General features: G+C 74.5%; 25 protein-coding genes. 15 read left to right on the top strand and 10 right to left on the bottom strand.

Going from position 1 to position 24,754, the window contains the following annotated elements:
• Window positions 1-63: 63 nt before the first annotated feature.
• Entirely contained in the window at window positions 64-705 is a 642-nt protein-coding gene (locus tag GJV82_RS14180) for a nucleotidyltransferase family protein (protein ID WP_155099672.1), read from the bottom strand.
• A 232-nt stretch (window positions 706-937) separates the two neighbouring features.
• On the opposite strand from GJV82_RS14180, the gene GJV82_RS14175 reads away from it, so the two are divergent.
• On the top strand, window positions 938-2,062 hold the full coding sequence (locus GJV82_RS14175) for an SPFH domain-containing protein (RefSeq protein WP_155099671.1): 1,125 nt from the start codon (window positions 938-940) through the stop codon (window positions 2,060-2,062).
• Window positions 2,059-3,135 (top strand): hypothetical protein, encoded by a 1,077-nt coding sequence (locus GJV82_RS14170; protein WP_196217256.1) that lies wholly within the window; start codon window positions 2,059-2,061, stop codon window positions 3,133-3,135. The genes GJV82_RS14175 and GJV82_RS14170 overlap by 4 nt, the downstream gene beginning before the upstream one ends.
• Window positions 3,136-3,137: 2 nt before the next feature.
• Here GJV82_RS14170 and GJV82_RS14165 read toward each other — a convergent pair whose 3' ends face one another.
• A complete protein-coding gene (locus GJV82_RS14165) occupies window positions 3,138-3,548 on the bottom strand; it encodes a winged helix-turn-helix transcriptional regulator (RefSeq protein ID WP_024841045.1) in 411 nt (136 codons plus the stop codon).
• A gap of 139 nt (window positions 3,549-3,687) precedes the next feature.
• Here GJV82_RS14165 and GJV82_RS14160 point away from each other — a divergent pair, with 139 nt between their 5' ends.
• Window positions 3,688-4,566: an NAD(P)H-binding protein gene (locus GJV82_RS14160; RefSeq protein ID WP_155099670.1), complete on the top strand. Its 879-nt coding sequence runs from the start codon at window positions 3,688-3,690 to the stop codon at window positions 4,564-4,566.
• Window positions 4,567-4,617: 51 nt separating this feature from the next.
• Here GJV82_RS14160 and GJV82_RS14155 read toward each other — a convergent pair whose 3' ends face one another.
• Entirely contained in the window at window positions 4,618-5,022 is a 405-nt protein-coding gene (locus GJV82_RS14155) for a universal stress protein (RefSeq protein WP_225873366.1), read from the bottom strand.
• A 25-nt stretch (window positions 5,023-5,047) separates the two neighbouring features.
• Window positions 5,048-6,013, bottom strand: a complete 966-nt coding sequence (locus tag GJV82_RS14150) for an IclR family transcriptional regulator (RefSeq protein WP_155099669.1) — start codon at window positions 6,011-6,013, stop codon at window positions 5,048-5,050.
• A 68-nt stretch (window positions 6,014-6,081) separates the two neighbouring features.
• Here GJV82_RS14150 and eda point away from each other — a divergent pair, with 68 nt between their 5' ends.
• The 6 genes from eda to GJV82_RS14120 all read left to right on the top strand — a co-directional run bounded on the left by eda (window position 6,082) and on the right by GJV82_RS14120 (window position 10,815).
• Complete coding sequence (eda, locus tag GJV82_RS14145) at window positions 6,082-6,741, top strand: bifunctional 4-hydroxy-2-oxoglutarate aldolase/2-dehydro-3-deoxy-phosphogluconate aldolase (protein WP_155099668.1); 660 nt, start codon at window positions 6,082-6,084, stop codon at window positions 6,739-6,741.
• Window positions 6,742-6,743: 2 nt separating this feature from the next.
• Entirely contained in the window at window positions 6,744-7,871 is a 1,128-nt protein-coding gene (locus GJV82_RS14140) for a sugar kinase (RefSeq protein WP_155099667.1), read from the top strand.
• Between the two features lie 193 nt (window positions 7,872-8,064).
• Window positions 8,065-8,436: a hypothetical protein gene (locus tag GJV82_RS14135; RefSeq protein WP_155099666.1), complete on the top strand. Its 372-nt coding sequence runs from the start codon at window positions 8,065-8,067 to the stop codon at window positions 8,434-8,436.
• A gap of 119 nt (window positions 8,437-8,555) precedes the next feature.
• Window positions 8,556-8,963, top strand: coding sequence for a TFIIB-type zinc ribbon-containing protein (locus tag GJV82_RS14130; protein ID WP_115942208.1), 408 nt, complete (start codon window positions 8,556-8,558; stop codon window positions 8,961-8,963).
• Between the two features lie 25 nt (window positions 8,964-8,988).
• Window positions 8,989-9,759 (top strand): SDR family NAD(P)-dependent oxidoreductase, encoded by a 771-nt coding sequence (locus GJV82_RS14125; RefSeq protein ID WP_318657672.1) that lies wholly within the window; start codon window positions 8,989-8,991, stop codon window positions 9,757-9,759.
• 78 nt (window positions 9,760-9,837) lie between these two features.
• On the top strand, window positions 9,838-10,815 hold the full coding sequence (locus tag GJV82_RS14120; RefSeq protein ID WP_318657671.1) for a bile acid:sodium symporter family protein: 978 nt from the start codon (window positions 9,838-9,840) through the stop codon (window positions 10,813-10,815).
• A gap of 84 nt (window positions 10,816-10,899) precedes the next feature.
• On the opposite strand, the gene GJV82_RS14115 is transcribed toward GJV82_RS14120, so the two are convergent.
• The 3 genes from GJV82_RS14115 to GJV82_RS14105 all read right to left on the bottom strand — a co-directional run bounded on the left by GJV82_RS14115 (window position 10,900) and on the right by GJV82_RS14105 (window position 13,962).
• The gene (locus tag GJV82_RS14115) at window positions 10,900-11,358 is read right to left on the bottom strand and encodes a SufE family protein (protein WP_024841055.1); all 459 of its coding nucleotides are present in this window, start codon (window positions 11,356-11,358) and stop codon (window positions 10,900-10,902) included.
• 155 nt (window positions 11,359-11,513) lie between these two features.
• Window positions 11,514-12,425, bottom strand: coding sequence for a sulfurtransferase (locus GJV82_RS14110; RefSeq protein ID WP_024841056.1), 912 nt, complete (start codon window positions 12,423-12,425; stop codon window positions 11,514-11,516).
• 154 nt (window positions 12,426-12,579) lie between these two features.
• Complete coding sequence (locus tag GJV82_RS14105; protein WP_155099665.1) at window positions 12,580-13,962, bottom strand: aspartate aminotransferase family protein; 1,383 nt, start codon at window positions 13,960-13,962, stop codon at window positions 12,580-12,582.
• An 88-nt stretch (window positions 13,963-14,050) separates the two neighbouring features.
• Here GJV82_RS14105 and GJV82_RS14100 point away from each other — a divergent pair, with 88 nt between their 5' ends.
• The 4 genes from GJV82_RS14100 (at window position 14,051) to GJV82_RS14085 (ending at window position 18,630) form a co-directional block, all read left to right on the top strand.
• Window positions 14,051-14,977 carry a LysR family transcriptional regulator gene (locus tag GJV82_RS14100; RefSeq protein WP_318657670.1) on the top strand — a complete coding sequence of 309 codons (927 nt, stop codon included), beginning with the start codon at window positions 14,051-14,053 and terminating at the stop codon, window positions 14,975-14,977.
• A 68-nt stretch (window positions 14,978-15,045) separates the two neighbouring features.
• Complete coding sequence (locus tag GJV82_RS14095; protein ID WP_318657669.1) at window positions 15,046-16,359, top strand: sigma-54-dependent transcriptional regulator family protein; 1,314 nt, start codon at window positions 15,046-15,048, stop codon at window positions 16,357-16,359.
• Window positions 16,360-16,520: 161 nt separating this feature from the next.
• Window positions 16,521-18,044, top strand: coding sequence for an aldehyde dehydrogenase (gene adh, locus GJV82_RS14090; RefSeq protein WP_155099664.1), 1,524 nt, complete (start codon window positions 16,521-16,523; stop codon window positions 18,042-18,044).
• 196 nt (window positions 18,045-18,240) lie between these two features.
• On the top strand, window positions 18,241-18,630 hold the full coding sequence (locus GJV82_RS14085; protein WP_155099678.1) for a DUF779 domain-containing protein: 390 nt from the start codon (window positions 18,241-18,243) through the stop codon (window positions 18,628-18,630).
• Window positions 18,631-18,840: 210 nt separating this feature from the next.
• Here GJV82_RS14085 and GJV82_RS14080 read toward each other — a convergent pair whose 3' ends face one another.
• From GJV82_RS14080 to GJV82_RS14070, 3 genes are read right to left on the bottom strand one after another with little or no spacing between them, the layout of a single operon-like run.
• Window positions 18,841-19,581: a hypothetical protein gene (locus tag GJV82_RS14080; RefSeq protein ID WP_155099663.1), complete on the bottom strand. Its 741-nt coding sequence runs from the start codon at window positions 19,579-19,581 to the stop codon at window positions 18,841-18,843.
• A gap of 25 nt (window positions 19,582-19,606) precedes the next feature.
• Entirely contained in the window at window positions 19,607-19,888 is a 282-nt protein-coding gene (locus tag GJV82_RS14075) for a DUF3892 domain-containing protein (RefSeq protein WP_155099662.1), read from the bottom strand.
• 40 nt (window positions 19,889-19,928) lie between these two features.
• Window positions 19,929-20,435 carry a hypothetical protein gene (locus tag GJV82_RS14070; protein WP_155099661.1) on the bottom strand — a complete coding sequence of 169 codons (507 nt, stop codon included), beginning with the start codon at window positions 20,433-20,435 and terminating at the stop codon, window positions 19,929-19,931.
• A gap of 333 nt (window positions 20,436-20,768) precedes the next feature.
• Between GJV82_RS14070 and GJV82_RS14065 the strand changes: the two genes are divergently transcribed.
• On the top strand, window positions 20,769-22,895 hold the full coding sequence (locus GJV82_RS14065) for a hypothetical protein (RefSeq protein WP_155099660.1): 2,127 nt from the start codon (window positions 20,769-20,771) through the stop codon (window positions 22,893-22,895).
• Between the two features lie 92 nt (window positions 22,896-22,987).
• A complete protein-coding gene (locus GJV82_RS14060) occupies window positions 22,988-24,565 on the top strand; it encodes a class I SAM-dependent DNA methyltransferase (protein WP_155099677.1) in 1,578 nt (525 codons plus the stop codon).
• The last annotated feature ends 189 nt before the right edge of the window (window positions 24,566-24,754 follow it).

Genomic DNA, 24,754 nt, shown 5'->3' with positions numbered 1-24,754 from the left:
GGGTCGGAACTCGGGGAGGGTCTCCTCCGGCCGTCGTGGGCGTCGGTGCGGTCGTCGCGTCCGTCAGTCGAGGAGGTCGAGGTCGGTCTCGGCGTCGAGGTCGCGGCCGTCGCCCGGGTGGTCGACGACGTCGACGAGGTCGGCATGGGTGCGCAGGAAGTCGCGCGCGCCGTGGTCGCCGTGGGCGCTCGCGGCCGCGGGCGCGGCGCGCGCGGCGTCGAGGACGAGCGGGTGCGCCCAGCGCGGCCGCGGGCCCGCCGTGGCGTCCGGCACGACGGCGGCCGTCCATCGCGACGCGGTCACGCGGCCGGGGCGGTGGGCCGCGAGGAGGCGCGCGACGTCGTCGGGACCGACGCCGGGCTGGTCCACGTGCGCCACGACGACGCGCGAGGGGGAGAGGTCGAGCGCCGCCGCGACGCCGACGCGCAGCGACGACGCCATGCCGGACTCCCAGGCGGGGTTGTCGACGACGCGGACGCGCGCGTCGTCGAGCGCCGCCCCGACGCGCACCCGCGCGGCCTCGGCGCCGAGGACCACGACGACCGCGTCGCACCCGCCCGCGAGCAGCGTCGCGGTCGCGTGGTCGACGAGCGTGCCGCCGCGGTGGGGGAGCAGCGCCTTGGGGCCGCGCCCGAGCCGGGTCCCGGCGCCGGCGGCGAGCAGCACGGCGACGGTGCGCGGTGGCGGGTCGGTCGGCACGGGCATCCGGCCAGGATAGGGCGCCGCTCGCCGTCGCAGCCGTGGGCGCCCGGCCCGGGCGCGTCCGTGGGGCGGCGCGGGTCGTCGTCCGCGACCACGCGGCGACCTGGCCTCTTGACCATCTCTTGGGGACTTCATCGGCGGGCCGGGGTGCCGCTATGCTCGGCGCGCCGGGACGGGCCCCGCCGGTCCTGACGCCGGCCCGGGTCCCGCCCGCACGACGAGCGAAGGAGTCCGGATGAGCTTCATGGAGAAGCTGCGCGGCCAGCTGATCGACATCATCGAGTTCCTCGACGAGAGCCGGGACACGATCGTCTGGCGCTTCCCGCGTCAGGGGAACGAGATCAAGAACCAGGCGAAGCTCGTCGTGCGCGAGGGCCAGACGGCGGTGTTCGTCAGCGAGGGCCGCCTCGCCGACGTGTTCGGCCCGGGCACGTACACGCTCGAGACGAAGAACCTGCCGATCCTGTCGACGATCCAGGGCTGGAAGTACGGGTTCAGCTCGCCGTTCAAGGCGGAGGTGTACTTCGTCGCGACGCGCCAGTTCACCGACCTCACGTGGGGCACCCAGAACCCCGTGATCCTGCGCGACCCCGAGCTCGGCGCCGTCCGCGTCCGCGCGTTCGGCACCTACGCGCTCCAGGTCGTCGACCCGTCGGCGCTCCTGCGCCAGCTCGTGGGCACCGACCCGCAGTTCCGCACGGACGAGATCGGCGACTACTTCCGCCGGCTCGTCGTCGGCCAGCTCGGTCCGGCTCTCGCCGAGACGGAGGTCGCCGCGATCGACCTCGCCGCGAACCAGCGCGAGATCGCCACGCGCCTGGCCGGCCAGCTCTCGGAGGACCTGTCCGAGTACGGCGTGACCGTCCCGCGCTTCGTCCTGGAGAACGTCTCGTTCCCGCCCGAGGTCGAGGCGGCGCTCGACAAGCGCACGCAGATGGCCGTCGTCGGGAACCTCGACCAGTACACGAAGTTCCAGGCGGCGAACGCGATCGAGGCCGCGGCCACGAACCCGGGCGGCGCCGGCGACGGGCTCGGGCTCGGCGCGGGGATGGGCATCGGTGCGGCCATGGGCCAGCAGCTCGCGCAGTCCCTCGGAGCCCCGGCCCAGCCCGCCGCGGCGCCGGCGGCGCCGCCCGCCGGGCCCCCGCCGCTGCCCGGCGCCGGGTCGCCCTGGTACTGGGCCGTCGGGGGCACGCAGGCGGGCCCCGGCAGCGTCGCCGACCTCGGGGCGCGCGTCCGCGCCGGCGAGGTCACGCGCGAGTCGCTCGTGTGGCAGGAGGGCATGGCCGCGTGGACGCCGGCGGGGCAGGTCCCGGCGCTCGCGTCGCTGTTCGCCGCGACCCCGCCGCCCCTGCCGTGAGCGACACCCAGGACGCGCTCGTCCGCACGCGCTGCGACGCGTGCGGGTCGCAGCTCGCGTACGCGCCGGGCACGCAGCACCTGCGCTGCGTCGCGTGCGGCGGGACGGTCGCGATCGAGCACGCGCCCGGCGACGCGGTCGACGAGCACTCGTTCGACGCGTGGGCCGCGGCGCAGGGCGGCGTGCGCGCCGGGATCCTCGACGCCCGGACGCTCGTGTGCGACGGGTGCGGCGCCACGACGCAGGGCACCGACCTGTCGCTCGCGTGCCGGTTCTGCGGCGGGCACCTCGTCGCCGCGGCCGAGACCGACGGGCTCGTGCAGCCCGAGGCCGTCGTCCCGTTCGCGGTCGAGCAGGCCCAGGCGCGCGAGGCGTTCCGGCGCTGGGTCCGCTCGCGGTGGTTCGCGCCGCGCGAGCTGAAGAAGGTCGGGGACACCGAGTCGCTCCACGGGTCGTACGTGCCGCACTGGACGTTCGACGCGCGGACCTCGTCCGCCTACACGGGACAGCGCGGCGACGCGTACTGGGTCACCGTCAAGAACGGCGACGAGGAGCGCCAGGAGCGCCGCGTGAGCTGGACGCCGGTCGCGGGCCGCGTCGCGCGCGACTTCGACGACGTGCTCGTGCCCGCGTCCTCCCAGGTGCCCGAGCGCGACCTCGCCCGGCTCGGGCCGTGGCCGCTCGCGCAGGCCGTGCCGTTCCGCCCCGAGTACCTCGCCGGGTTCGCCGCGGCGCGCTACGACGTCGAGCCGCCCGCGGGCCTCGCGCAGGCCAAGGAGAGGATGGCGACGGTCATCCGCGACGACGTCGAGCACGACATCGGAGGCGACGAGCAGCGCGTCGGCTCGGTCCGCACCACGTACGCGGACGTGATGTTCAAGCTCGTGCTCCTGCCGCTGTGGATCGCGACGTACGTGTACGCGGGCGCGCAGTGGCAGGTCATGGTCAACGCGAACACGGGCCAGGTGATCGGGCGCCGTCCCTACAGCGTCGGCAAGATCGTGCTCGCCGTCCTCGCGGGACTGCTCGTCGTGGCGGCGGTCGTCTGGTGGTACGTGCGCTCGCAGACGTGAGCTCAGGCGTCCCGGCGCGCGTCGTACGCGCGCTGGGACGCCTCGACCTCGCCCACCGCGCCCTCCAGGACGTCGATGAGGTCCGCGAGGCGGTCCGCGACGCGCCGACCGAGGTCGGTGAGGGAGTACTCGACGTGGGGCGGGATCGTCGCCCGCACCTCGCGCACGACGATCCCGTCGCGCTCGAGCGCCTGGAGCGTCTGGGCGAGCATCTTCTCGCTCACGCCGTCGATCCGGCGCCGCAGCGCGTTGAAGCGCACCGCGCCGTCGCGCAGCCCGGCGACGGTGAGCACGCCCCAGCGCCCCGTCACGGCCGCGAGGACGTGCCGCGAGGTGCAGTCGCGCTGGAAGACGTCGGCCACCATCGCGTCGGTGGGTCCGCCGTCCTCGACGGGGGGCGCGTCGGTCGTCATCGCCCCAGGATACGGCGCTGCGGCGCAGCCAGCGCTGTGACCTTCACAGCACAGGCTATGGGTTGGCACTGTCGAAAAGTAAGTGCATGCTGGAGGTCGCGGCCGTCCGGCCGCCGTCACGCACCACAAGGAGCCACGCATGTCCGTCGCCGTCACCGGAGCCAGCGGTCACCTCGGCCGCCTCGTCGTCGAGTCCCTCCTCGCCCGGGGCGCGGACCCCTCCCGGGTCGTCGCCCTCGCGCGCACCACCGCGCGGGCCGCCGACCTCGCCGACCGCGGCGTCGAGGTCCGCGAGGCCGACTACGCCCGCCCGGACACGCTCGCGCCGGCGCTCGCGGGCGTCGACGTCCTCGTGCTGGTCTCGGGCTCCGAGGTCGGGCGGCGCGTCGAGCAGCATCGCAACGTCGTCGAGGCCGCCCGGGCGGCCGGGGTCGCGCGCGTGGTCTACACGAGCGCGCCGCGCGCCACGACGTCGGCCCTCGTCCTCGCCCCCGAGCACAGGGCGACCGAGGAGCTGCTCGCCGCGTCGGGGCTCGCCACGACGGTGCTGCGCAACAACTGGTACACGGAGAACTACGTCGGCGACGTGCTCGCGGCCCGCGAGACCGGCGAGATCGTGTCGAGCGCGGGCGACGGCCGCGTCGCGAGCGCGAGCCGCGCGGACTACGCCGAGGCCGCGGCCGTCGTCGCCCTCGCGGCGCACGAGGACGCCGCCGCGCACGCCGGCGCGGTGTACGAGCTCGGCGGCGACGTCGCGTGGACGTTCGACGACCTCGCCGCCGCCGCGGCCGAGGTCCTGGGTCGCCCCGTGACGTACCGGCGCGTGTCGTCCGACGAGCGGCGCGAGCTGCTGCTCGCGGCGGGGCTCGACGCGGGCACGGCCGGGTTCGTCGTCACGATGGACGGCGACATCCGCGACGGGCTGCTCGCCGAGACGACGGGCGACCTGCGCCGTCTGCTCGGCCGCCCGACGACGCCGCTCGTCGACGGCCTGCGGGCCGCCGTCGCGCAGGGCTGAGCCGGCGGTCGCGGCCGTCCGGGACGCCGGGCGGCCGCCCGGGGGCGTCCGTCAGTGGGACGCCTTGACCACGAGCACCGGGACGGGGGAGTCGAGCAGCACGCGCTGCGTCGTGCTCCCGAGCAGGAACTTGCCCACGGGCGAGCGCTTGCGAGCGCCCACGACGACGACGTCGGGCGTCGTGCGCTCGGCCGCGCCGACGATGGCCTCGGCCGGGTCGACGTGCTCCGGGCGGTAGGAGATCTCGGGTCGGGCGACCTCGGCGGGGAGCGTGTCGAGGAGGTGCGCGAGGCTCGCGGGCACGCCCGCGTCGGCGTCCTGGGGCGTGAGGACGAGGACCGCGAGGTCGGTCGCGCGGTGGACCGCCTCGGCGACGGCCGCCCGGAACGCGGTCTCGCCCTGCGGGGAGTCGTTGTACGCCACGAGGACGGTCATCGCGAGGGGCCCTTCCGTCATTCCGTCGTGCTGCGGTTGAACTCTCTCACAGGGCGGCGTCGGTTGCGCTCCGGCGGGACCGCGGGGCGCCGCGACCGGCGAGCACCGCGTCCGGGACGGTGAGCGTGGGGGGCAGCAGGGGTGGGACGACGTCGCGCAGGACCGCCTCGACCTCCCGGCGCCGGCGCGCGCCGAGGCGCTCCGCGGGCGCGGTGACGCTCACGGCCGCGACGGACTGACCGCCCCGCAGGACCGGGACGGCGACGCAGCTGATCCCCGGCTCGTTCTCCTCCGTCTCCGTCGCGAAACCGATCGCGCGGGTCGCCTCGCACGTCTCCCGGAGCGCGGCGGGGGAGACCGGGTGGTCGTCCGGAGCGGCGGCGGCGTACCAGGCGAGCGCGTCGTCGTCGAGCGGGCGGTGGGCGAGCAGCGCGCGGCCGAGCGCGGTGGTCGCGGCGGGGCGGCGCCGCCCGACGGCGGACCACACGCGCACGGCGCGCGCGGGCTCGACCTTGTCGAGGTAGACGATCTCGGTCCCGGCGAGCGCGCCGAGGTGCACGAGCTCGTCGGTCGCCCGGCACACCGCGACGAGCGCGGGGTGCAGGAGGGCGGGGAGGTTCTCCTCGCCGAGGTAGACGGTCGCGAGCGCGGTCGCGGCGGGCCCGAGCCGGTAGTCGCCGGTCGTGGCGTCCTGCTCGGCCCAGCCGCGGTACCGCAGGGCCGCGAGCGTGCGGTGCAGCGACGCCTTGTGCAGGCCGAGGGAGCGCGCCAGGTCGCCGAGCGCGACGCCGGCGGGTCCGGCCGCGGCGAGCGCCTCGAGCGCCACGAGCGCTTTGTCCACGCTCCCGAGCGGGCTCGCGTGCCCGGCGGGCGCGGCGTCGCCGTCGCGCCCGCCACCNGCCTCGAGCGCCACGAGCGCTTTGTCCACGCTCCCGAGCGGGCTCGCGTGCCCGGCGGGCGCGGCGTCGCCGTCGCGCCCGCCACCGCCCGGCGTGGTCCCGGCTTCCGCCATCGTCGCTCCTTCGCCTAGGGTGTTCCGTAGTGAACAACGAGCGTTCACCATAGCGAAACGGAGTGAGGATGTCATTTCCAGCACCCCTGGAGGCGATCGCCCGGGCCCGCGTCGTGCCGGTCGTCGTCGTCGACGACGCGGCGCAGGGCGTGCTCGTCGCGAGCGCGCTGCGCGACGGCGGCCTGCCCGTCGCGGAGGTCACGTTCCGTACCGCCGGGGCGCGCGCGGCGATCGAGGCGGTCGCGCGCGAGGTGCCCGAGGTGCTCGTGGGCGCCGGGACCGTGGTGACCGCGGCCCAGGTCGACGAGGCCGTCGAGGCCGGGGCGCGCTTCCTCGTCTCGCCCGGGCTCTCGGCCACCGTCGTCGGCCGGGCGCAAGAGCTCGGCGTGCCGGTCCTGCCGGGGGTCGCGACGCCGTCGGACGTCATCGCCGCGCTCGACCTCGGCCTCGACGCCGTGAAGCTCTTCCCGGCGAACGTCCTCGGCGGGCCGGCCGCCGTGAAGGCGCTCTCGGCGCCCTTCCCCGGCCTGCGGTTCGTCCCGACCGGGGGCGTGGGGGCCGCCGACCTGCTCGACTACCTCGCGCTGCCCGCCGTGCTGGCCGCAGGCGGCTCGTGGATGGTCGAGGCGTCGCTCGCGCGCGCGGGCGATGCCGCCGAGATCACCCGCCGCACGCGCGAGGCCGTCGCGCTCGCCGCCACCGCCCCCCGCCCCGCCGAAGGAGCCTGACCATGACCGACACCGCCGCCGCGTCCGCCCCGGCCCCGCTCGCCGTCCGCCCCGCCGCCGAGTGCGCCTACGACGTCGTCGCCCTCGGGGAGGTCATGCTGCGCCTCGACCCGGGGGAGCGCCGCATCAGGACGGCCCGCCGCTTCGACGTGTGGGAGGGCGGGGGCGAGTACAACGTGGCGCGGGGCCTGCGCCGCGCGTTCGGCCTCCGCGGCGCGATCGTCACCGCGCTCGCCGACAACGAGGTCGGGCGCCTCGTCGAGGACCTCGTGCTCACCGGCGGGCTCGACACGCGCTGGGTGCAGTGGCGCCCGTACGACGGCATCGGTCGCACGGTGCGCAACGGCCTGAACTTCACCGAGCGCGGGTTCGGGGTGCGCGGCGCGGTCGGCGTCTCCGACCGCGGGAACACCGCGATCGCGCAGCTGCGCCCGGAGGACGTCGACTGGGACGACGTGTTCGGCCGTGGCGTGCGCTGGTTCCACACCGGCGGGATCTTCGCCGCGCTCTCGGCGTCGACGGCGGAGGTCGCCGAGGCGGCCATGGCCGCCGCGCGCCGTCACGGCACGGTCGTCTCCTACGACCTCAACTACCGGCCCTCGCTGTGGACGGGCATCGGCGGCGTCGAGCGCGCCCAGGAGGTGAACCGCCGCCTCGCACGGTACGTCGACGTGATGATCGGCAACGAGGAGGACTTCACCGCGTCGCTCGGGTTCGAGGTGGAGGGCGTGGACGAGAGCCTCACCGACCTCGACACCGCGGCGTTCCGCGCGATGATCACGCGCGCGGCCGAGGAGTACCCGAACTTCCAGGTCGTCGCGACGACGCTGCGCGCGGTGCGCACCGCGACCGTCAACGACTGGGGCGCGATCGCGTGGTCGCGCGTGCAGGGGTTCGCGGAGGCGACGCACCGCCCCGGCCTGGAGATCCTCGACCGCGTGGGCGGCGGCGACTCGTTCGCGTCCGGGCTCGCGTACGGGCTCATGGAGCTCGGCTCGATCCAGGAGGCGGTCGAGTACGGTGCCGCGCACGGCGCGCTGGCGATGACGACGCCCGGCGACACGTCGACGGCGTCGCTCGCCGAGGTCCGCGCGCTCGCCTCCGGGGGCGGCGCGCGCGTCCAGCGCTGACGCGCGGGCGCGGTGCGGGTCGCGGGCCGTCGTCGTCCCGCACCGCGCCCGGTTCCCGCCGCACCCCCGCCCCGCGACCTGCGCGGCACGCCCCGTCGTGTGCGCGTTCTGCGCGTTCCAGGCATCTCGGGCGGCGCGCGCGGCCCGGGGTTAGGGTGGACGCGCGGTCGCGGGGGCAGCTCGGGAGGTGGACGTGTCGGGACGGGAGACGCTCGCGCCGAGCCTGCCCCGACGGCGCGTCGATCCCGCCCTCGACCTGGCGCGTGCCGTGGAGCACGCGCGGATCCTGCGGGGCGCCGGCGACGCCGCCGGGGCCGCGCGCGTCCTCGACCGCGCGTTCGACGCCGAGGGCGTCCGCGCCCGCACCGTGTCCGAGCCCCTGCGGTTCCGCGCGCTCGTGCTGCGCGCCGACCTCGCGCTGCGCCTGCACGACGACGCCGGGGCGGCCCGGTTCCTCGCGGGCGCCGAGGCCCTCCCGCTGCTCGCCGACGCGCTCGCGGCCCTCGACGACGAGCGGCACCTCGCGGAGGAGCTGCGCGAGCAGCTCGGCGCGGACGAGGACTGAGCGGACGAGGACGGGCGACGCCGCCGCGCGGGAACCCCGGCGGTCGGCGGCACGTTGGACTGCCAGCACCGCGCGACGAGCCGTGCGGACGACGACGCCCACCCGAGCGGAGGACCTCCATGCTGTGCCCCATCGACCAGAGCGTGCTCGTCATGACCGAGCGCAAGGGCGTGGAGATCGACTACTGCCCGACGTGCCGCGGCGTCTGGCTCGACCGCGGTGAGCTCGACAAGATCATCGACCGCTCGCTCGAGAGCGAGATCGCGGCGGAGGTCGCCGGGCCCGCGGCCGCCGCGCCGCCGGCGCCCGCCCCCACGTCGTACCCGCCGGCGCCCGCCCCGGCCTACGGCTCACCCCGGCCCGACGCGCGGTACGACGACCGGCGCTACGACGACCGCGACCGCTACCGCGACGACCGCTACCGCGACGACCGGGACCGACGCTTCGACGGGCGCGACGGGGACGACCCCCGCTACCGGAAGCGCAGGAAGAAGGAGTCGTGGCTCGAGGACCTCTTCGACTTCTGACGCGGGCCGTGGTCGACTGTGCCGCGTGACCGTCCTCGACACGTTCTCGCTCGCCGGCCGCACGGCCCTGCTCACGGGCGGGAGCCGCGGCATCGGGAAGTCCGTGGCCCGCGCGCTCGGCGAGGCGGGAGCGCGCGTCGCGCTGACCGCGACGACCGCCGTCGCCGCCCAGGAGGCCGCGGCGGCGCTGGCGGCGGACGGCATCGAGGCCCGCGGCTACGCGCTCGACGTGACGGACCGTGACCAGGTGGACGACGTCGTCGCGCGCGCGGCGGCGGACCTCGGCACGGTCGACCTGCTCGTCAACAACGCGGGCGTGTCCATCGGCGGCGCGGCGCTCGAGATCGGCGACGACGTGTGGCACCGCACGCTCGCGACGAACCTCGACGGCGTCTGGTACTGCTCGCGCGCCGTCGCGCGGGCGCTCGTCGCGCAGGGCCGGCCCGGCACGATCGTCAACGTCGGCTCGATGTCCGCGTCGATCGTCAACCGGCCGCGGTGGCAGCCCGCCTACCTGGCGTCCAAGGCCGCGGTGCACCAGCTCACCAAGGGCCTCGCCGCGGAGTGGGCCCCGCACGGCATCCGCGTCAACGCCGTCGCGCCGGGATACGTGCGCACCGAGGCGTCGCCCGTGGACCGGCCCGAGTACTACGACGACTGCGTCGCCCCGGCCGCGATGCGGCGGTGGGCCGAGCCCGAGGAGATCGGCCCGCCCGTCGTGTTCCTCGCCAGCGCCGCATCGAGCTTCATGACGGGCGCCGTCGTCACGGTCGACGGCGGGTACACCCTCTTCTGAGCGGCGCCCCGGGCTCGCCCGGCCGCGGACCGGTCGCCCGCGCGGCGCGGGCGGCGCGCCGGGCTAGGCTCGGTCCCCGTGCGCGCAGTCCTGAGCCGGTGGGTCGACCCGTTCGTCGTCGCGCTGCTCGTCGTGCTCGTGCTCGGGCTGGTGCTCCCCGTCGGGACGGGCGCGCAGCGCGTGGTCGACGCGGTGGCCGACGTCGCGGTGACCGTCCTCTTCCTCGTCTACGGCATGCGCCTGTCCACGCGCGAGGTCTGGGCGGGTCTGCGCAACTGGCGCCTGCAGGGCGGGATCCTCGCCGCGACGTACGTCGTGTTCCCCGTGCTCGGGCTCGTCACGGCGTGGGCGGTCGAGCCGCTCGTCGGGGCGCCGCTCGCCGCGGGCGTGCTCTACCTCTCCCTGCTCCCGTCGACGGTGCAGTCGTCCGTCGCGTTCACGTCCGTCGCGCGCGGGAACGTGGCGGGCGCGATCTGCGGGGCCACGGTGTCCAACGTCGCGGGCATGGTGGTCACGCCCCTGCTCGTGCTGTGGCTCATGACCGGCGCGGACGGGGGCGCCGACGCCCCGAGCGGCGGCCTCGGGGGCCTGCGCACGGTGCTGCTGCAGCTCCTGCTGCCGTTCGTCGTCGGGCAGCTCGTGCAGCCGTGGGTCGGCGACTGGATCCGTGCTCGCCGGTGGCTCACGCTCGGCGTGGACCGCGGCACGATCCTCGTCGTCGTGTTCGGCGCGGTCGCGGCGGCGACGTCGGCGGGCGTGTGGTCGAGCGTGTCCGGGTGGTCGGTCGTCGCGCTGCTCGTCGTGAGCGCGCTCGTGCTCGCCGTGATGCTCGCGCTCACGTGGTGGGGCGGTGCCGCGCTACACCTGTCCACCGAGGACCGCGTCGCGCTGCTCATGTGCGGGTCCAAGAAGTCGCTCGCGACGGGCCTGCCGATGGCCGCGGTGCTGTTCCCCGTCGCCGTCGCGGGCGTGGTCGCCGTGCCGGTCATCGTGTTCCACCAGCTGCAGCTCGTCGTGTGCGCGGTCCTGGCGCGGCGCCTCGCGCTCCGCGACTGACGCGCCGACCATGCGAACGCGTCCCGTCGTGGCGGCCGGACGGGCGGCAACCGCATGCTCGGCGGGTCCGCGGGGGATCTTCGGTCAGGCGCGCGCCGCGACCTGCTCGCGCACCTGGCGCTTGGCGCGCGTGAGCATCCCGTTCATGCCGCCGATGCGCAGCGGGCTCACGGCGCGCGTGAGGCCGATCGACATCGGGAAGTCGTCCGGCACGTCGAGCACCTCCTGCACCGTCAGGCCCGAGAGGCCCTGCGCGAGGATCGACGCGAACCCGCGGGTCGTCGGCGCCTCGGCCGGCGCGGTCGCGTAGAAGTGCACGACGCCCGCGTCGTCGACCTCCGCGAACGCGCGCACGGGGGACTGGCACTCCTCGATGCGCTCCAGCAGCCCGGGCGCGCTCGCGTAGCGCTCCGGGAGGTCGGGCAGCTCGTTCGCGAACTCGAGCAGGAGCTGGAGACGCTCGCGCTCCGGCAGCGCGAGGAAGTCCTCGCGGATCTCCGCGAGGGCCGCGGGCAGGGACGGGGCGTCGGACGAGGAGCTCATGGTGTCGATCCTTGCATCGGGGGCGGGCGACCGGGACTCGGTCCCACCGTGCGGAACGCCCGGCGTGCGCCCCGTATGCCCGCGGACGCCGACGGCGCGCGGCGCGCCCCACGAGGGAGCGGGCCGCGCGCCGTCGGGCACGCGCGGGACGCGGGTCAGTTGAGCGACGCCGGGGCCTCGCCGGGCTCCTCGCCCTTGACGATCGGCACGCGCACCGCGTTGCCCCACTCGGTCCACGAGCCGTCGTAGTTGCGGACCTTGTCGAAGCCGAGCAGGTACGTCAGCGCGAACCACGTGTGGCTCGACCGCTCGCCGATGCGGCAGTACGTGACGACCTCGTCGTCCGTCGCGAGGCCCAGGCCGCCCTCCTGGTAGATCGCCTCGAGCTGCTCGCGCGACTTGTACGTGCCGTCCTCGGCGACGGCCGTCGCCCACGGGACGTTGCGCGCCGTCGGGATGTGTCCGCCGCGCAGCACGCCCTCCTCCGGGTAGTCCGGGATGTGCAGGCGCTCGCCCGTGTACTCCTGCGGGGAGCGGATGTCGACGAGCGGGCCGTTGCCGATGTGCGCGAGGACGTCCTCCTTGAACGCGCGGATCGTCACGTCGTCGCGCTCGACGACCGGGTACTCCACGGCCTCGGGCGCCGGGACGTCCGTCGTGATCTCGCGGCCCTCCGCGATCCACTTGCCGCGGCCGCCGTCGAGCAGTCGCACGTCCTCGTGGCCGAACAGCGTGAAGACCCACGCCGCGTACGCGGCCCACCAGTTGTTCTTGTCGCCGTAGACGACGATCGTCGTGTCGCGCGCGATGCCCTTGCTGCCGAGGAGCTGGGCGAAGCCCTTGCCGTCGATGTAGTCGCGCGTGTCGGGGTCGTTGAGGTCGGTGTGCCAGTCGATCTTCACCGCACCCGGGATGTGACCGGTCTCGTAGAGCAGCACGTCCTCGTCCGACTCGACGACGACGATGCCCGGCTGCCCGAGGTGCTCGGCGAGCCAGTCGGTGCTCACGAGGCGGTCGGGGTGGGCGTACTGGCTGATCTTCTCGCTGGTGTCGAGGGGTGCGGGCATGGTGTCCTCCGTGCGCGGGTGAAGGGTGGTCCGTCCGAGCGTCAGGCTAGGTCTGCTGTCCGCATCACGGAAGGCCCGTCGCGCATGCTGAGACTGTGTAAACGCACGCAGCGGACGGTCGTGCGAGCGCCCCTCCGGCCGCCCGACCGGGCCGTCAGCCGAGGAGCTCGCGCGTCGCGCCGCCGAGCGCGCGGTCGAGGATCGCCAGCCCGAGGTCGAGCTCCTCCTCGCTCACCGTGAGCGGCGGCGCGATGCGGAACACGCCGCCCATCCCGCGCAGCTGCACGACGTTCATGTGGAGCCCGAGCTCCAGCGCCCGCCGCGTGACCAGGGCGCCGAGGGCGTCCGCGCCCTCCTTGGTCTCGCGGTCCCGCACGAGCTCGATGCCCTGGAGCAGGCCCCGCCCGCGCACGTCGCCGATCGCGGCGTGGCGGTCCTGGAGGTCGAGCAGGCCCGCGCGCAGGCGGTCGCCCAGCACACGAACCCGGTCGTCCATGCGCTCGCCCTGGAGCACGTCGAGCACGGTGTTGCCGACGGCCGCGACGAGCGGGTCGGAGACGTGCGTCGTGAAGAAGAGGAACCCGCGCTCGTGCGCGCGCTGCTCGATCTCGGCGCTCGTCACGACGGCCGCCAGCGGCAGCCCCGCGCCGAGCGTCTTGGAGAGCGTGAGGATGTCCGGCACCACCGGCTCCTCGCCGTCGCGGCCCTCGAACGCGTACCACGAGCCCGTGCGGCACAGCGCCGTCTGCGCCTCGTCGAGGATGAGGAGCATCCCGCGCTCGTGGCACTTGTCCCGCAGCGCGGCGAGGTAGCCCGGCGGGAGCTCGACGATGCCGCCCGAGCTCAGGATCGGCTCGACGATGCATGCCGCGAGGCTGCCCGTCGACTGCACGTCGACGAGGTCGAACGCGAGGTCGAGCTGGCGGCGCCAGTCGTGCTCGCCGTCGGGCGTCAGGTGGTCCGGGCGGTACGCGTTCGGCACGGGGACGACGAGGTTGCCGGGCGCCGTCGGGCCGTACCCGCGCCGGCCCGCGCTGTACGTCGCGGCGGCGGCCGCGTGCGTCATGCCGTGCCACGAGCCCGCGAGCGAGACGACCTCGTGCCCGCCCGTGACGAGCTTCGCCATGCGGATCGCGGCCTCGTTCGACTCGGCGCCGGTCGAGAGCAGGAGCACCTTCTCGAGCGGGTCGGGCAGGGTCCCGGCGAGGCGGCGCGCGAGGTCGACGACCGGGCGCGACAGCATGCCGGAGAACAGGTGGTCGAGGGTCGCGACCTGGCGACGGACCGTCTCGACGATCGCGGGGTGCCCGTGGCCGAGGATCGCGCTCATCTGGCCCGACGTGAAGTCGAGGACGCGTCGCCCGTCGGCCGTCGTGACGAAGCTGCCGGACGCGCTCTCGACGATCTCGGGCGTGAACGGGCCGCCGTACCGGACGAGGTGCCGGTCCGCGTCGGCCCAGAAGCGGGACGCGTCGTCCGGCGCCGCGGGCGACGCGGCGGGCGACGGGACGAGGGCGGGGGAGGAGGCGGCCGTCATGCGTCGAGCGTAGGGACGGACGTCTGTGCACGTACAGCACGAGTCTGCGTACAGTCTGTGCGGAAAACTCGCACAGACCGGAGGTCCCGTGCTCAACGCGGCACGCCTGCAGATCCTCGCGCGGCTCGACAGCCTCGGCACGGTGCGGGCCGTCGGCGCCTCGCTGCACCTCAGCCCGTCCGCCGTCTCCGCCCAGCTCGCGACGCTCGAGGCCGAGACCGGGACGCGCCTCGTCGAGCGCGCCGGTCGCCGCGTCCGGCTCACGCCCGCGGGCCGCACCCTCGCCGCGCACGCGCGCGTCATCCTCGACCAGATGGCGCTCGCGGAGGCCGAGCTCGCGCACCCCGACGGGCACCCCGCGGGCGCCGTGCGGGTCGCCGCGTTCTCCAGCGCGGTGCGTGCGCTCGTCATCCCCCTCGCCACGCGGCTCGCCGTCGAGCACCCGCGCGTCGAGGTCGAGATCGTCGAGCTCGACCCGCGCGAGAGCGGGCCCGCGCTGCGCCGCGCCGACGTCGACGTCGCGGTCACCGCCGACCTCCTCGACGGCGCCCGGCTCGCCGGGCCCGACGTCGCGACCGTCCCGCTGCTGGAGGACCCCGTGGTCCTCGTCGCCCCGAGCGGGACCGGTGCCACGGACGGCCCCGTCGACCTCGCCGGCCTCGCCGACACGCGCTGGTCGGCCGACCTGCCCGGCCGGTACCTGTCCACGCTCGTCGAGAGCGCGTGCCGCGACGCCGGCTTCGAGCCGCGGGTCGTCGCGCGCCTGCCGAGCTACGAGCTTCTCCTCGCGCACGTCGAGGCGGGCCTGTCCGTCGCGCTCCTGCCGGGGCTCGCCGTCGACCCGCGCTACGACGTCGACGCCCGGCTGCTGCGCGCGCCGCGCACCCGGCCCGTGTACGCGGCCGTGCGGCGCGGGGCGCCCCCGACGGCCGCGACGAGCGTCGTGCTCGCGGGACTGCGCCAGGTCGCGCGGGAGGCCGACGCCGCGGGCTCGGCGCCGGGCGCGGCCCGGTGAGCGCCACGGTCGCGTGCCGCGCGCCGCGGTCTACACTGGGCGCACCGCACGACGACGTCGGAGGCCCCGTGCCGCGCACCCCCGCACCGCCGCTGCGCAGCGACGCGCACCCGCGACGCGCCGACGCGCGCCGCGACCCCCGCTCCGTGCGCGCCGCCTACCGCTCGTTCCTCGACAGCGGCGTCCTGCCCCACGGCGTGCACCCCGTCGTCGCGGACTCCTGGCGCCGCTCCCTGCACAGCGGCGTCGACCCCGAGGGACCCCGCACCGGCTCCGGCCTCGCGCACGACGACCTCGTCGCGTACCGCGACGCGCACCCGCTCGCGGCCGTCATGCCCGTGGTGCGCGAGCTCGTCGTCGACGCCGCCGTGGACGACGGTCTCGCCGTCGCCGTGTCCGACGACGCGGGCCGGCTCCTGTGGGTCGAGGGCAACCGCGCGCTGCGCGAGTCCGTCGAGCGCGTCGGCTTCGTCGAGGGGTCCGTGTGGCGCGAGGAGCGGGTCGGGACGAACGCGCCCGGGACGGCGCTCGCCGCCCGCCGCGCCGTGCAGGTCCTCGGCGCCGAGCACTTCTCGCGGCCGGTGCAGGCGTTCAGCTGCACGGCCGTGCCCATCCACGAGCCCGGCAGCGGCCGCGTGCTCGGCGTGCTCGACGTCACGGGACGCCAGTCGGCCGCCTCGGGCGTCGTCCTGTCCCTCGTGCGCGCGACCGTCCTCAGCCTCGAGCGCGAGCTCGCCCGGCGCGCCGCGACGGGTGAGCAGGCCGGTGCCGCCGGACCCGTGCCCGGGCCGCCGGGCGACGGGCGCCCCGAGCTGCTCGTCCTCGGGTCGGCGCCCGTGCTGCGCGCGCCCGACGGCCTCGACCACCGCCTGTCGCTGCGGCACGCCGAGATCCTCGCGCTCCTCGCCGCGCACCCGCGCGGGCTCTCGGCCGACGAGCTCGCCGTGCTCCTGCACCCCGGCGACCTGTCCGACGTCACGGTCCGCGCCGAGGTCTCACGCCTGCGCCGCGTCGCCGGGCCGCTCCTCGCCGGGTCACGCCCCTACCGGCTCGCGCGCCCGCTGCGGACCGACGTCGACGTCGTGCGCGACCGCCTCGCGCTCGGCGACGCCCTCGGTGCGATCGCCGCCTACCGCGGGCCCGTGCTGCCACGCTCCGGCGCACCGGCCGTCGAGCACCTGCGCGCCGAGCTCACCGCCGAGGTGCGCACGGCCGCCCTCGCCACCGGGGACCCCGACGTCCTCGACGCCTGGACCCGCACCGACGACGGCGCCGAGGACCACGCGGCGTGGACCCGCCTCCAGCAGGTCGCGCCCCACGGCAGCCCGCTGTGGGTCCGCGCCCGGGCCCACCTCGACCTCCTCGACGACGAGCTCGCCTGACGCCCACCGCTGCAACGGTCCTGCAACCCTCGCCCGCCTAGCGTCGTGCCACGGCGCGACGACGCGCCGTGCCGCGCACCGCCGTCGGGCGTCCCCCCGCCCGGCGGCGACCTCCCAGGAGCGCGGCGAGCACCACGAGTCAGCACTGCGAGGAGGCAGAGATGACGGTCTACGCAGCCCCCGGCACGGACGGGGCCATCGCCGAGTACGAGCCCCGCTACGACCACTGGATCGGCGGCGAGTACGTCGCGCCGTCGAGCGGGCAGTACTTCGAGAACCCCAGCCCCGTCACGGGCCGCACGTTCACCGAGGTCGCGCGCGGGAACGCCGACGACGTCGAGCGCGCCCTCGACGCCGCGCACGGCGCCGCCCGCTCCTGGGGCCGCACGAGCGCGACCGAGCGCGCCGTGATCCTCAACAAGATCGCCGACCGCATGGAGCAGAACCTCGAGCGGATCGCCGTCGCGGAGACGTGGGAGAACGGCAAGCCCGTCCGCGAGACCCTCGCGGCCGACATCCCGCTCGCGATCGACCACTTCCGCTACTTCGCGGGCGCGATCCGCGCGCAGGAGGGCTCGATCTCCGAGATCGACGAGGACACCATCGCGTACCACTTCCACGAGCCGCTCGGCGTCGTCGGGCAGATCATCCCGTGGAACTTCCCGATCCTCATGGCCGTGTGGAAGCTCGCCCCGGCGCTCGCGGCCGGCAACTGCGTGGTGCTCAAGCCCGCCGAGCAGACGCCCGCGTCGATCCTCTTCCTCATGGACATCGTCGGCGACCTGCTGCCGCCCGGAGTCGTCAACGTCGTCAACGGGTTCGGTGTCGAGGCGGGCAAGCCGCTCGCGTCCAGCCCGCGCATCCGCAAGATCGCGTTCACGGGCGAGACGACGACGGGCCGCCTGATCATGCAGTACGCGAGCCAGAACATCATCCCCGTCACGCTCGAGCTCGGCGGCAAGTCGCCGAACATCTTCTTCTCCGACGTGGCCGACGCGCGCGACGACTTCTACGACAAGGCCCTGGAGGGGTTCACGATGTTCGCCCTCAACCAGGGCGAGGTGTGCACGTGCCCGTCGCGTGCGCTCATCCAGTCGTCGATCTACGACACGTTCCTCGGCGACGCGGTCGAGCGCACGAGGGCGGTGAAGCAGGGCAACCCGCTCGACACCGAGACGATGATCGGCGCCCAGGCGTCGAACGACCAGCTCGAGAAGATCCTGTCGTACATCGAGATCGGCAAGGCCGAGGGCGCGAAGGTCCTCACGGGCGGGTCGCGCGCCGAGCTCGGCGGCGACCTCGCGGGCGGGTACTACGTGACGCCCACGATCTTCGAGGGCAAGAACTCGATGCGGATCTTCCAGGAGGAGATCTTCGGTCCCGTCGTCGCGGTCACGGACTTCTCCGACTTCGACGACGCCATGACGATCGCCAACGACACGCTCTACGGGCTCGGGGCCGGCGTCTGGTCGCGGTCGGGGAACACCGCCTACCGCGCGGGCCGCACCATCGAGGCCGGGCGCGTGTGGACCAACTGCTACCACGCGTACCCCGCCGCTGCCGCGTTCGGCGGGTACAAGGGCTCCGGCGTCGGGCGCGAGAACCACAAGATGATGCTCGACCACTACCAGCAGACGAAGAACCTCCTCGTCTCCTACTCGGCCCAGAAGCTCGGCTTCTTCTAGGCCGCCCGGCCCCGCCTCCGCCGAACACGGGGTTGGTGTCGTTTTCCACGCCAATACGACACCAACCCCGTGCTCGGCGGTGAGCAACCCCGTTCTCGCGCTGCCGCAGGAGGTTCTCGTGCCCGACGACGTCCCCTCGCCCCGCGCGACCGGCGCGCCACCCGCGCGGGTCGCGCTCACCGACGACGCGGCCGCGATGCTCGCCCGGCTGCGGCCGGTCCACGGCGACCTCATGTTCCACCAGTCCGGCGGGTGCTGCGACGGGTCCTCGCCGATGTGCTACCCGCAGGGCGACTTCCTGCTCGGCGACGCCGACGTGCACCTCGGCGACCTCGTCGTGGCCGACGGTCCCGGCGAGGCGGGCGCTCCCGACGGCGCGGCGGGTCGGTTCGTCGTGCCCGTGTGGATGAGCCGCGTGCAGTTCGAGTACTGGAAGCACACGCACCTGACGATCGACGTCGTGCCCGGCCGGGGCGCCGGGTTCAGCGTCGAGGCGCCCGAGGGCGTGCGGTTCATCATCCGCTCGCGCCTGCTCACCGACGACGAGTGGGCCGCGTCCGCCGGCGAGGCGCTGGCGACGCCCTGACGTTCGGCTGGCGGAGCAGAGCGAGGTCCAGCGAGACCGGGGTCCGCCGACGGGTGTGCGCCGAGCGCCTGTCGCCAGGCGGCCCGGTCCGTGGGTACGTCGGAGACCGGGAGATCCGCCCGGCCGCGAGCACCGTCGGGGGTGCGACGGGTGGCCGCGACGTCGCTGGAAGCGAGTGGCGCGGACAGCACCTGCGAAGGGTCAGTGAGGTCAGAACGTCCAGGCGTCCTCGAGCGTCGTGTAGACGACGTCGACGTGGTCCCAGTCGAGCGAGACGTTCATGGTGAGGTCGGCCGGGTCTGCCACGCCGAACCCCTGCTTCCAGGTGATCGACTGTCCGGGGAGCACGGGTGCGGTGGGCGCGCCGCCGTATCCCTGGTCGGAGTCGTAGACCTCGTCGCCGGCGGCTCCGGCGCTCGTCACCTGGGTGTACCCGGACGACGTCCAGGTGGTGCTCGTCCCGTTCGTGACCGTGAACGTGAAGCTCAGGTAGGTCGGGAAGTCGCCCACCGCGGCCCACTCGCTCGGGGTGAAGTAGCCGTCGTTGGTGACGGTGAGCGTGAGGCCGTCCTCCCACTCCATCGGGGTGCCGAAGGAGGTCACGGGGTTCTTCGTCGCGGCCTCCGCCTCGTCCTTCCCGGTGGTGTATCCGGCGTCGTAGCCCTCGCGGTACTCCTCGGTCCGCTCGGACAGGAATCCTGCACCGGCGCGGGCGCCGGTGGTGGAGCCGTGCTCGTACCCCAGGTCGTAGCCCTCCTGGTACGTGCCGATGAGGGTGGCCTCGTCCGAGGTGGTCTCGGTCGGGGTGGTCTGCGCAGTCGGCGTGACGTCGGGGGAGACGGACGGTGCGAGGCTGCACGCGGTGAGCGACGCGACGAGCGAGAGCCCGGTCGCGAGAGTGCGCAGGTTGCGCGGGAGCGGCACGGACAGGGGCTGGCTGTACGGAGACATGGCGGTCCTTCGGGTTCGGCGCGCGTCAGTGGCGCGGGAGGTGCAGGAGGTTGTCGGTCTCGCGACCGTTCGCGACGGTCGCGATGTAGCGGGTCCCGCGCGGGCTCACGCGAGCGATGACGTCGGCCTGGTTGTGCGTGACCTCGTCGAACGTGCGGAAGCGCTCGCCGCGACGGATCGCGGCGTGCACGGCCTCGCGCGTCCCGGCGCGCAGCGGCCCGGTCGTGGTCGCGGAGTAACGGACCTCGACGACGTGCTCGTTGCTGGTGCCCGGGTATGCGACCCGGACGGAGCGGATGAACGGCATGGTGGACTCCTGTTCGTTGGCGTGGTCAGGCGGTCGGTCGTCAGTCCTCGACGACCAGGAGGTCGAGGCCGGAGTCGGGGTGGTAGGACCACATCGCGGTGAAGCGGTCCCAGGCGTCGCTCTGACGCCCGTCGAGGGCGCGGGTGGAGTCGATCTGGGCGACCACGCGGTCGGGGACCTCGAGCTCGAGCAGCAGGCACGCGACGTCGGTGTACTCGGCGCCGACGAGGTCGTCGTCGCCCTGGGTGTCGATCAGGAGCGTCCGGTCGTCGTCGGCGAGCCGGATGCCGTCGGCGCCGTCGGGGAGGCATGCCTCGTGCGCTCGGGCGAGGGCGGACTCGTCGCCGCGGACCGCGAGGACGATGAGCACCGCACCGAGCGCGACCACACTGGCGACGACGCCGAGCACGATTGCTCGTCCCCGGCGCGAGCGCGCCGGGCCGTTCAGCTCCGGGAGCGGCGGCTCCCCGACGGTGGCGGTCGCCTCGGGTGCGTTCTCCTCTGCAGCCTGAGGCCCGGGGACCTCGGGTGTGGGTCCGGTGCTCATGCGCGCTCCTCGGGTTCGCTGGTCGGCTCGGTGGTCATGCGGTCTCGCGGCGGCGTGAGCGACACGCAACGCGGGCACAGCCCGCGTCCTTCCCGGAGGGGGTAGACGGAGCCGCACCGGCACCTCACGTGGCTTGGGGGGTGTTTCATCGAGGGCTCCTCGGATCGCTGCCGCCGGCCGTCGTGGCCGGACCCGAGGAGAGTGGCAGTGCCCGGAGGTTATGGGCGGCCACGGAGGCGATAAGGGGTGATATCAGCGTGGTGTGCTAGGTGAGCACGGCGGCCCGTCTACAGTCGGCGGAAGATCCAACCCACGAGCGAGGAGGTGACGGCCGTGATCTCGTCGACCACGCCGCTGCTCGCGGACCTGCGTCTCACGCTCGCCGACATCGCGGAGCTGGCCCACGTCCGTCGGCCGGTGGTCTCGGTCTGGCGCCGGCGCCACGCGTCCGGCGCGACTCCCTTTCCTGCACCGGTCGCCGCACCGGGTGGGAACGCCTCGGCTCCCTTGCGGTTCCGCGCGTCGGACGTCGTGGACTGGGTCGAGGTGAGCGGTCTGGGCAACAACCGCGCGTTCCGCGCGGACGTGGCGCTTCGAGCCGTGCTCGACGGTGAGTCCGGACCACCCGACGACGTCGCCTTCGCCGGGCTCACCGCGCTGCTGCGGCTCAAGGCCTACGCTCCTGAGCCCCTCGCCTCCCTCGACGTGGACGACATCCTCGACCTGGCCGACGAGCTGGACCCGGACGACGACTTCCTCTACGCCGAGGTCGAGGCGCTCGGCACTCACACCGACAGGTTCGCGGCGCTCGCGGATCTCGCCGCCGGCTCGGCGTACACGCCGGGTGCCGCGGTGGAGGCACTGCTCGCCGAGCGGTTCCGTGCCCGTCGCGAGGCGCTCACCCGTTCGGCGCTCGCTCCTGCGGCGCTGGCGCTCCTCGCTGACCTCGCCGGGGCGGTCGTGGGTGACCACCTGGCGTCGGGAGTGACGGTGGCCCGCGCCGTCGCGGACCCGTACCCGGGTTGCGGAGACCTCCTCGCTGCCGTCCTCGGGCGCGGCGAGGTCGTCGAGACCCCGACGGCCTACGTGCCGCGCGGCGACGCCCACCGCCTCGTGCGTCGTCGACTCGGCGCGCACGGCTGGTCGGTGCGGTCCCTCGAGACCGAGACGGTCGCCGTTGCTCACGGGACGCGGGCTCTCCCGCTCGTGGTGACCCAGGTCCCGCCCGTCGGTTCCGGCGTGCTCGACGACGTCGCCGTCCTCGAGCGGGTTGAGGACGTCGTACTGGGGCTGGCACACGGCCAGCACGCCCTGGTCCTGGGGCCCGCGAGCGCGCTCGTGGACGCGTCGTCGTCGCCTGAGGCGGAGTCGGTGCGGTCGGCGCTGCTGCGCACCGACCGACTGCGAGCCGCGGTCCTGCTGCCGGCAGGTCTCGTCGTGGACCGTTCGCGCGAGCGCCTGGCGCTGTGGATCCTCGGGGACGGTCACCCCGGCGTCGACATCGCGGACCGCTGGACGCTCGTCGCCGACCTGTCCGGGGTCGCCCCGGTCGCCGGCACGTTCCCGCGCGCGGTGGTCGAGGATCTCGCGACGGACGTCGTCGCCGCGCTCGGCACACCGGGTGACGTCCAGCGGCACGCCTTCCGGTTCGCCCAGTTCGTCTACATGCGGAAGGTGCTCGCGTCCCGAACCGGGTTGTTGGATACCGCTCGTCCGGTCGTGCGTGGTGCGCGAGACGACGCCGGCGCCGGCGTCGTACGCGTCGGTGAGCTCGTCGACCTGCTCGACGGCGTATCGCGTCCCGCGCTCGGCGTGGCGGTGCAGCGCGGGGAGGCCGAACCTGCCCGTCGCGTGCGCCTGGGCTCTCTCGTCGACGGCGGCGCGGTCCGTCGGGTGCCGGGGAACAGGCTCGAGGAGTCGGACGTGCGCGCCGCGGGCGCCGACCCGGCGGGCGCGTCCCGCGTGATCGGGGTACCGGAACTGCTCGGGGACGAAGAGGTCGGGGCGCGCGTCGTCGACCGTCTGGAGTTCGCCGGACGCTACCCGGCGGGCCGCCTCACCGAGCCGGGAGACGTCGTGTTCTGTACGACGCCGCGCCCGGCCGCGCTCGTCGACACCGAGGGCTTCTCCGTCGTCGCCTTCCCCGCCCGGGTGCTGCGTCTGCGGGCGCACCGGCCGGACGACGCGCCGGGCGTCGTCGGTACCGACGCGAGGCTCGTCCCCGAGGTGCTCGCGCGCGACGTCGCATCCCAGCCCCGCGGGTCGCGGTGGCGGTCGTGGGAGGTCCGCATCGTGCCGGTCGGGGAGGCGGACGACGTCGCGGCGGCGCTCGCGCGGGTACGCGAGCGCCGAGCCGCGGCGCGGTGGGAGCTGGCGCACCTGGAGGAGCTGGAGAAGGTGCTGGTCGACGGCGTCACCACCGGTGTCGTACGCATGCGCAAGGATGAGCCCGGCTCGTGAGCAGGGCTGTTCACGAGATCACGTCGAGGAAGCGAGCAGAAGTGCCCCCGAGGAAGAAGCAGGTCGTGGCGACGCCGAGCACGGCGACCACCATGAAGGAGCTCAAGGACACGCTCTGGAAGGCCGCGGACAAGCTACGCGGCTCCATGGACGCGAGCCAGTACAAGGACGTGGTCCTGGGGCTCGTGTTCCTCAAGTACGTGTCCGACGCGTTCGAGGAGCGGCGCGGCGCGATCCTCGCCGAGTGCGTCGCGGACGGGCTGACCGAGGGGGACGCGCAGCCGCTGCTCGAGGACCAGGACGAGTACCGCCGGGCGGGCGTGTTCTGGGTCCCGACGCGGTCGCGCTGGGGCTACCTCGCGCACCACGCCAAGGGACGCGCGGCCACGACCGAAGAGCCCGGCGCGACGATCGGCGAGCTCGTCGACGACGCGATGGTGCACATCATGGGTGCGAACCCGGCGCTCGCCGCGACGCTGCCGACGATCTTCAACTCGAACAGCGTCGACCAGCGCCGTCTCGGCGAGCTCGTCGACCTGTTCAGCTCGGCACGGTTCACCGGCGTCGGCGCGATCCGTGCGCGCGACGTGCTCGGCGAGGTCTACGAGTACTTCCTCGCGAAGTTCGCGGCCGCCGAGGGCAAGCGCGGCGGCGAGTTCTACACGCCGCCCGGGGTGGTGCGCGTGCTCGTCGAGATGCTCGAGCCCTACTCGGGCCGCGTGTACGACCCGGCGTGCGGGTCCGGCGGCATGTTCGTGCAGGCAGAGAAGTTCCTCGAGCGCCACGGCGCCGACCCGCAGGCGATCTCCGTGTACGGGCAGGAGCTCAACGAGCGCACCTGGCGCATGGCGAAGATGAACCTCGCCGTGCATGGCATCACCGGCCAGCTCGGCTCCCGCTGGGGCGACACGTTCGCGCGCGACCTGCACCCCGACGTGCAGATGGACTACGTCATGGCCAACCCGCCCTTCAACATCAAGGACTGGGCCCGGGCCACCGACGACGCCCGCTGGCGCTTCGGCGTCCCGCCCGCCGGGAACGCCAATTACGGCTGGATCCAGCACATCCTGTCCAAGCTCGCACCCGGCGGGTCCGCCGGCGTCGTCATGGCCAACGGCTCGATGTCCTCCAACTCCGGGGGAGAGGGCGAGATCCGCGCCCAGATCGTCGAGGCCGACCTCGTGTCGTGCATGGTCGCGCTGCCCACGCAGCTCTTCCGGTCGACCGGCATCCCCGTGTGCGTGTGGTTCTTCGCGAAGGACAAGACGGCGGGGGACCGGGGTTCGATTCCCCGCACCGGTGAGGTGCTCTTCATCGACGCCCGGAACCTCGGCCACATGGTCGACCGCGCCGAGCGCGCGCTGTCCGACGACGACATCGCCAAGATCGCCGGCACGTTCCACGCCTGGCGCGGGACGAAGTCGGCCGTCGATGCGGGGCTCACCTACGAGGACGTCCCCGGCTTCGCCTACTCCGCGACACTCGCCGAGATCAAGGACGCCGGCTACGCCCTGACGCCCGGCCGCTACGTCGGCGCCGCAGAGGTCGAGGACGACGGCGAACCCGTCGAGGAGAAGATCGCGAGGCTGACCAAGGAGCTCTTCGAGCAGTTCGAGGAGTCCGCGCGACTTGAACAGGTCATCCGCGAGCAGTTAGGGCGAGTCCAGTGAGAGAGTATACGACAACTTCACTTGGTGAGATCTGTATGCCGCCACAATATGGGGCTATCGCCAAAGGCGTCGATGATCCGGTCGGGCCTCTAATGGTTCGGCAGACCGATATTTCCCGAGGCTACGTAGATTGGTCGTCGGTTCCGTTCTCTGAGGTGTTCTCACCAGCATGATCGTCGGGTTCCTCGT

It is taken from the genome of Cellulosimicrobium composti (assembly GCF_009711085.1).
Taxonomy (GTDB): Bacteria; Actinomycetota; Actinomycetes; order Actinomycetales; family Cellulomonadaceae; genus Cellulosimicrobium; species Cellulosimicrobium composti.
This window is presented reverse-complemented; position numbering and strand designations above follow the sequence as displayed.

Excerpts from the sequence above, each read along its gene's own strand:
- GJV82_RS14180 (WP_155099672.1), bottom strand. The coding sequence starts at position 705 with ATGCCCGTGCCGACCGACCCGCCACCGCGCACCGTCGCCGTGCTGCTC.
- GJV82_RS14175 (WP_155099671.1), top strand. The coding sequence starts at position 938 with ATGAGCTTCATGGAGAAGCTGCGCGGCCAGCTGATCGACATCATCGAG.
- GJV82_RS14165 (WP_024841045.1), bottom strand. The coding sequence starts at position 3,548 with ATGACGACCGACGCGCCCCCCGTCGAGGACGGCGGACCCACCGACGCG.
- GJV82_RS14160 (WP_155099670.1), top strand. The coding sequence starts at position 3,688 with ATGTCCGTCGCCGTCACCGGAGCCAGCGGTCACCTCGGCCGCCTCGTC.
- GJV82_RS14155 (WP_225873366.1), bottom strand. The coding sequence starts at position 5,022 with ATGACGGAAGGGCCCCTCGCGATGACCGTCCTCGTGGCGTACAACGAC.
- eda (WP_155099668.1), top strand. The coding sequence starts at position 6,082 with ATGTCATTTCCAGCACCCCTGGAGGCGATCGCCCGGGCCCGCGTCGTG.
- GJV82_RS14140 (WP_155099667.1), top strand. The coding sequence starts at position 6,744 with ATGACCGACACCGCCGCCGCGTCCGCCCCGGCCCCGCTCGCCGTCCGC.
- GJV82_RS14130 (WP_115942208.1), top strand. The coding sequence starts at position 8,556 with ATGCTGTGCCCCATCGACCAGAGCGTGCTCGTCATGACCGAGCGCAAG.
- GJV82_RS14115 (WP_024841055.1), bottom strand. The coding sequence starts at position 11,358 with ATGAGCTCCTCGTCCGACGCCCCGTCCCTGCCCGCGGCCCTCGCGGAG.
- GJV82_RS14110 (WP_024841056.1), bottom strand. The coding sequence starts at position 12,425 with ATGCCCGCACCCCTCGACACCAGCGAGAAGATCAGCCAGTACGCCCAC.
- GJV82_RS14105 (WP_155099665.1), bottom strand. The coding sequence starts at position 13,962 with ATGACGGCCGCCTCCTCCCCCGCCCTCGTCCCGTCGCCCGCCGCGTCG.
- adh (WP_155099664.1), top strand. The coding sequence starts at position 16,521 with ATGACGGTCTACGCAGCCCCCGGCACGGACGGGGCCATCGCCGAGTAC.
- GJV82_RS14085 (WP_155099678.1), top strand. The coding sequence starts at position 18,241 with ATGCTCGCCCGGCTGCGGCCGGTCCACGGCGACCTCATGTTCCACCAG.
- GJV82_RS14080 (WP_155099663.1), bottom strand. The coding sequence starts at position 19,581 with ATGTCTCCGTACAGCCAGCCCCTGTCCGTGCCGCTCCCGCGCAACCTG.
- GJV82_RS14075 (WP_155099662.1), bottom strand. The coding sequence starts at position 19,888 with ATGCCGTTCATCCGCTCCGTCCGGGTCGCATACCCGGGCACCAGCAAC.
- GJV82_RS14070 (WP_155099661.1), bottom strand. The coding sequence starts at position 20,435 with ATGAGCACCGGACCCACACCCGAGGTCCCCGGGCCTCAGGCTGCAGAG.
- GJV82_RS14060 (WP_155099677.1), top strand. The coding sequence starts at position 22,988 with ATGAAGGAGCTCAAGGACACGCTCTGGAAGGCCGCGGACAAGCTACGC.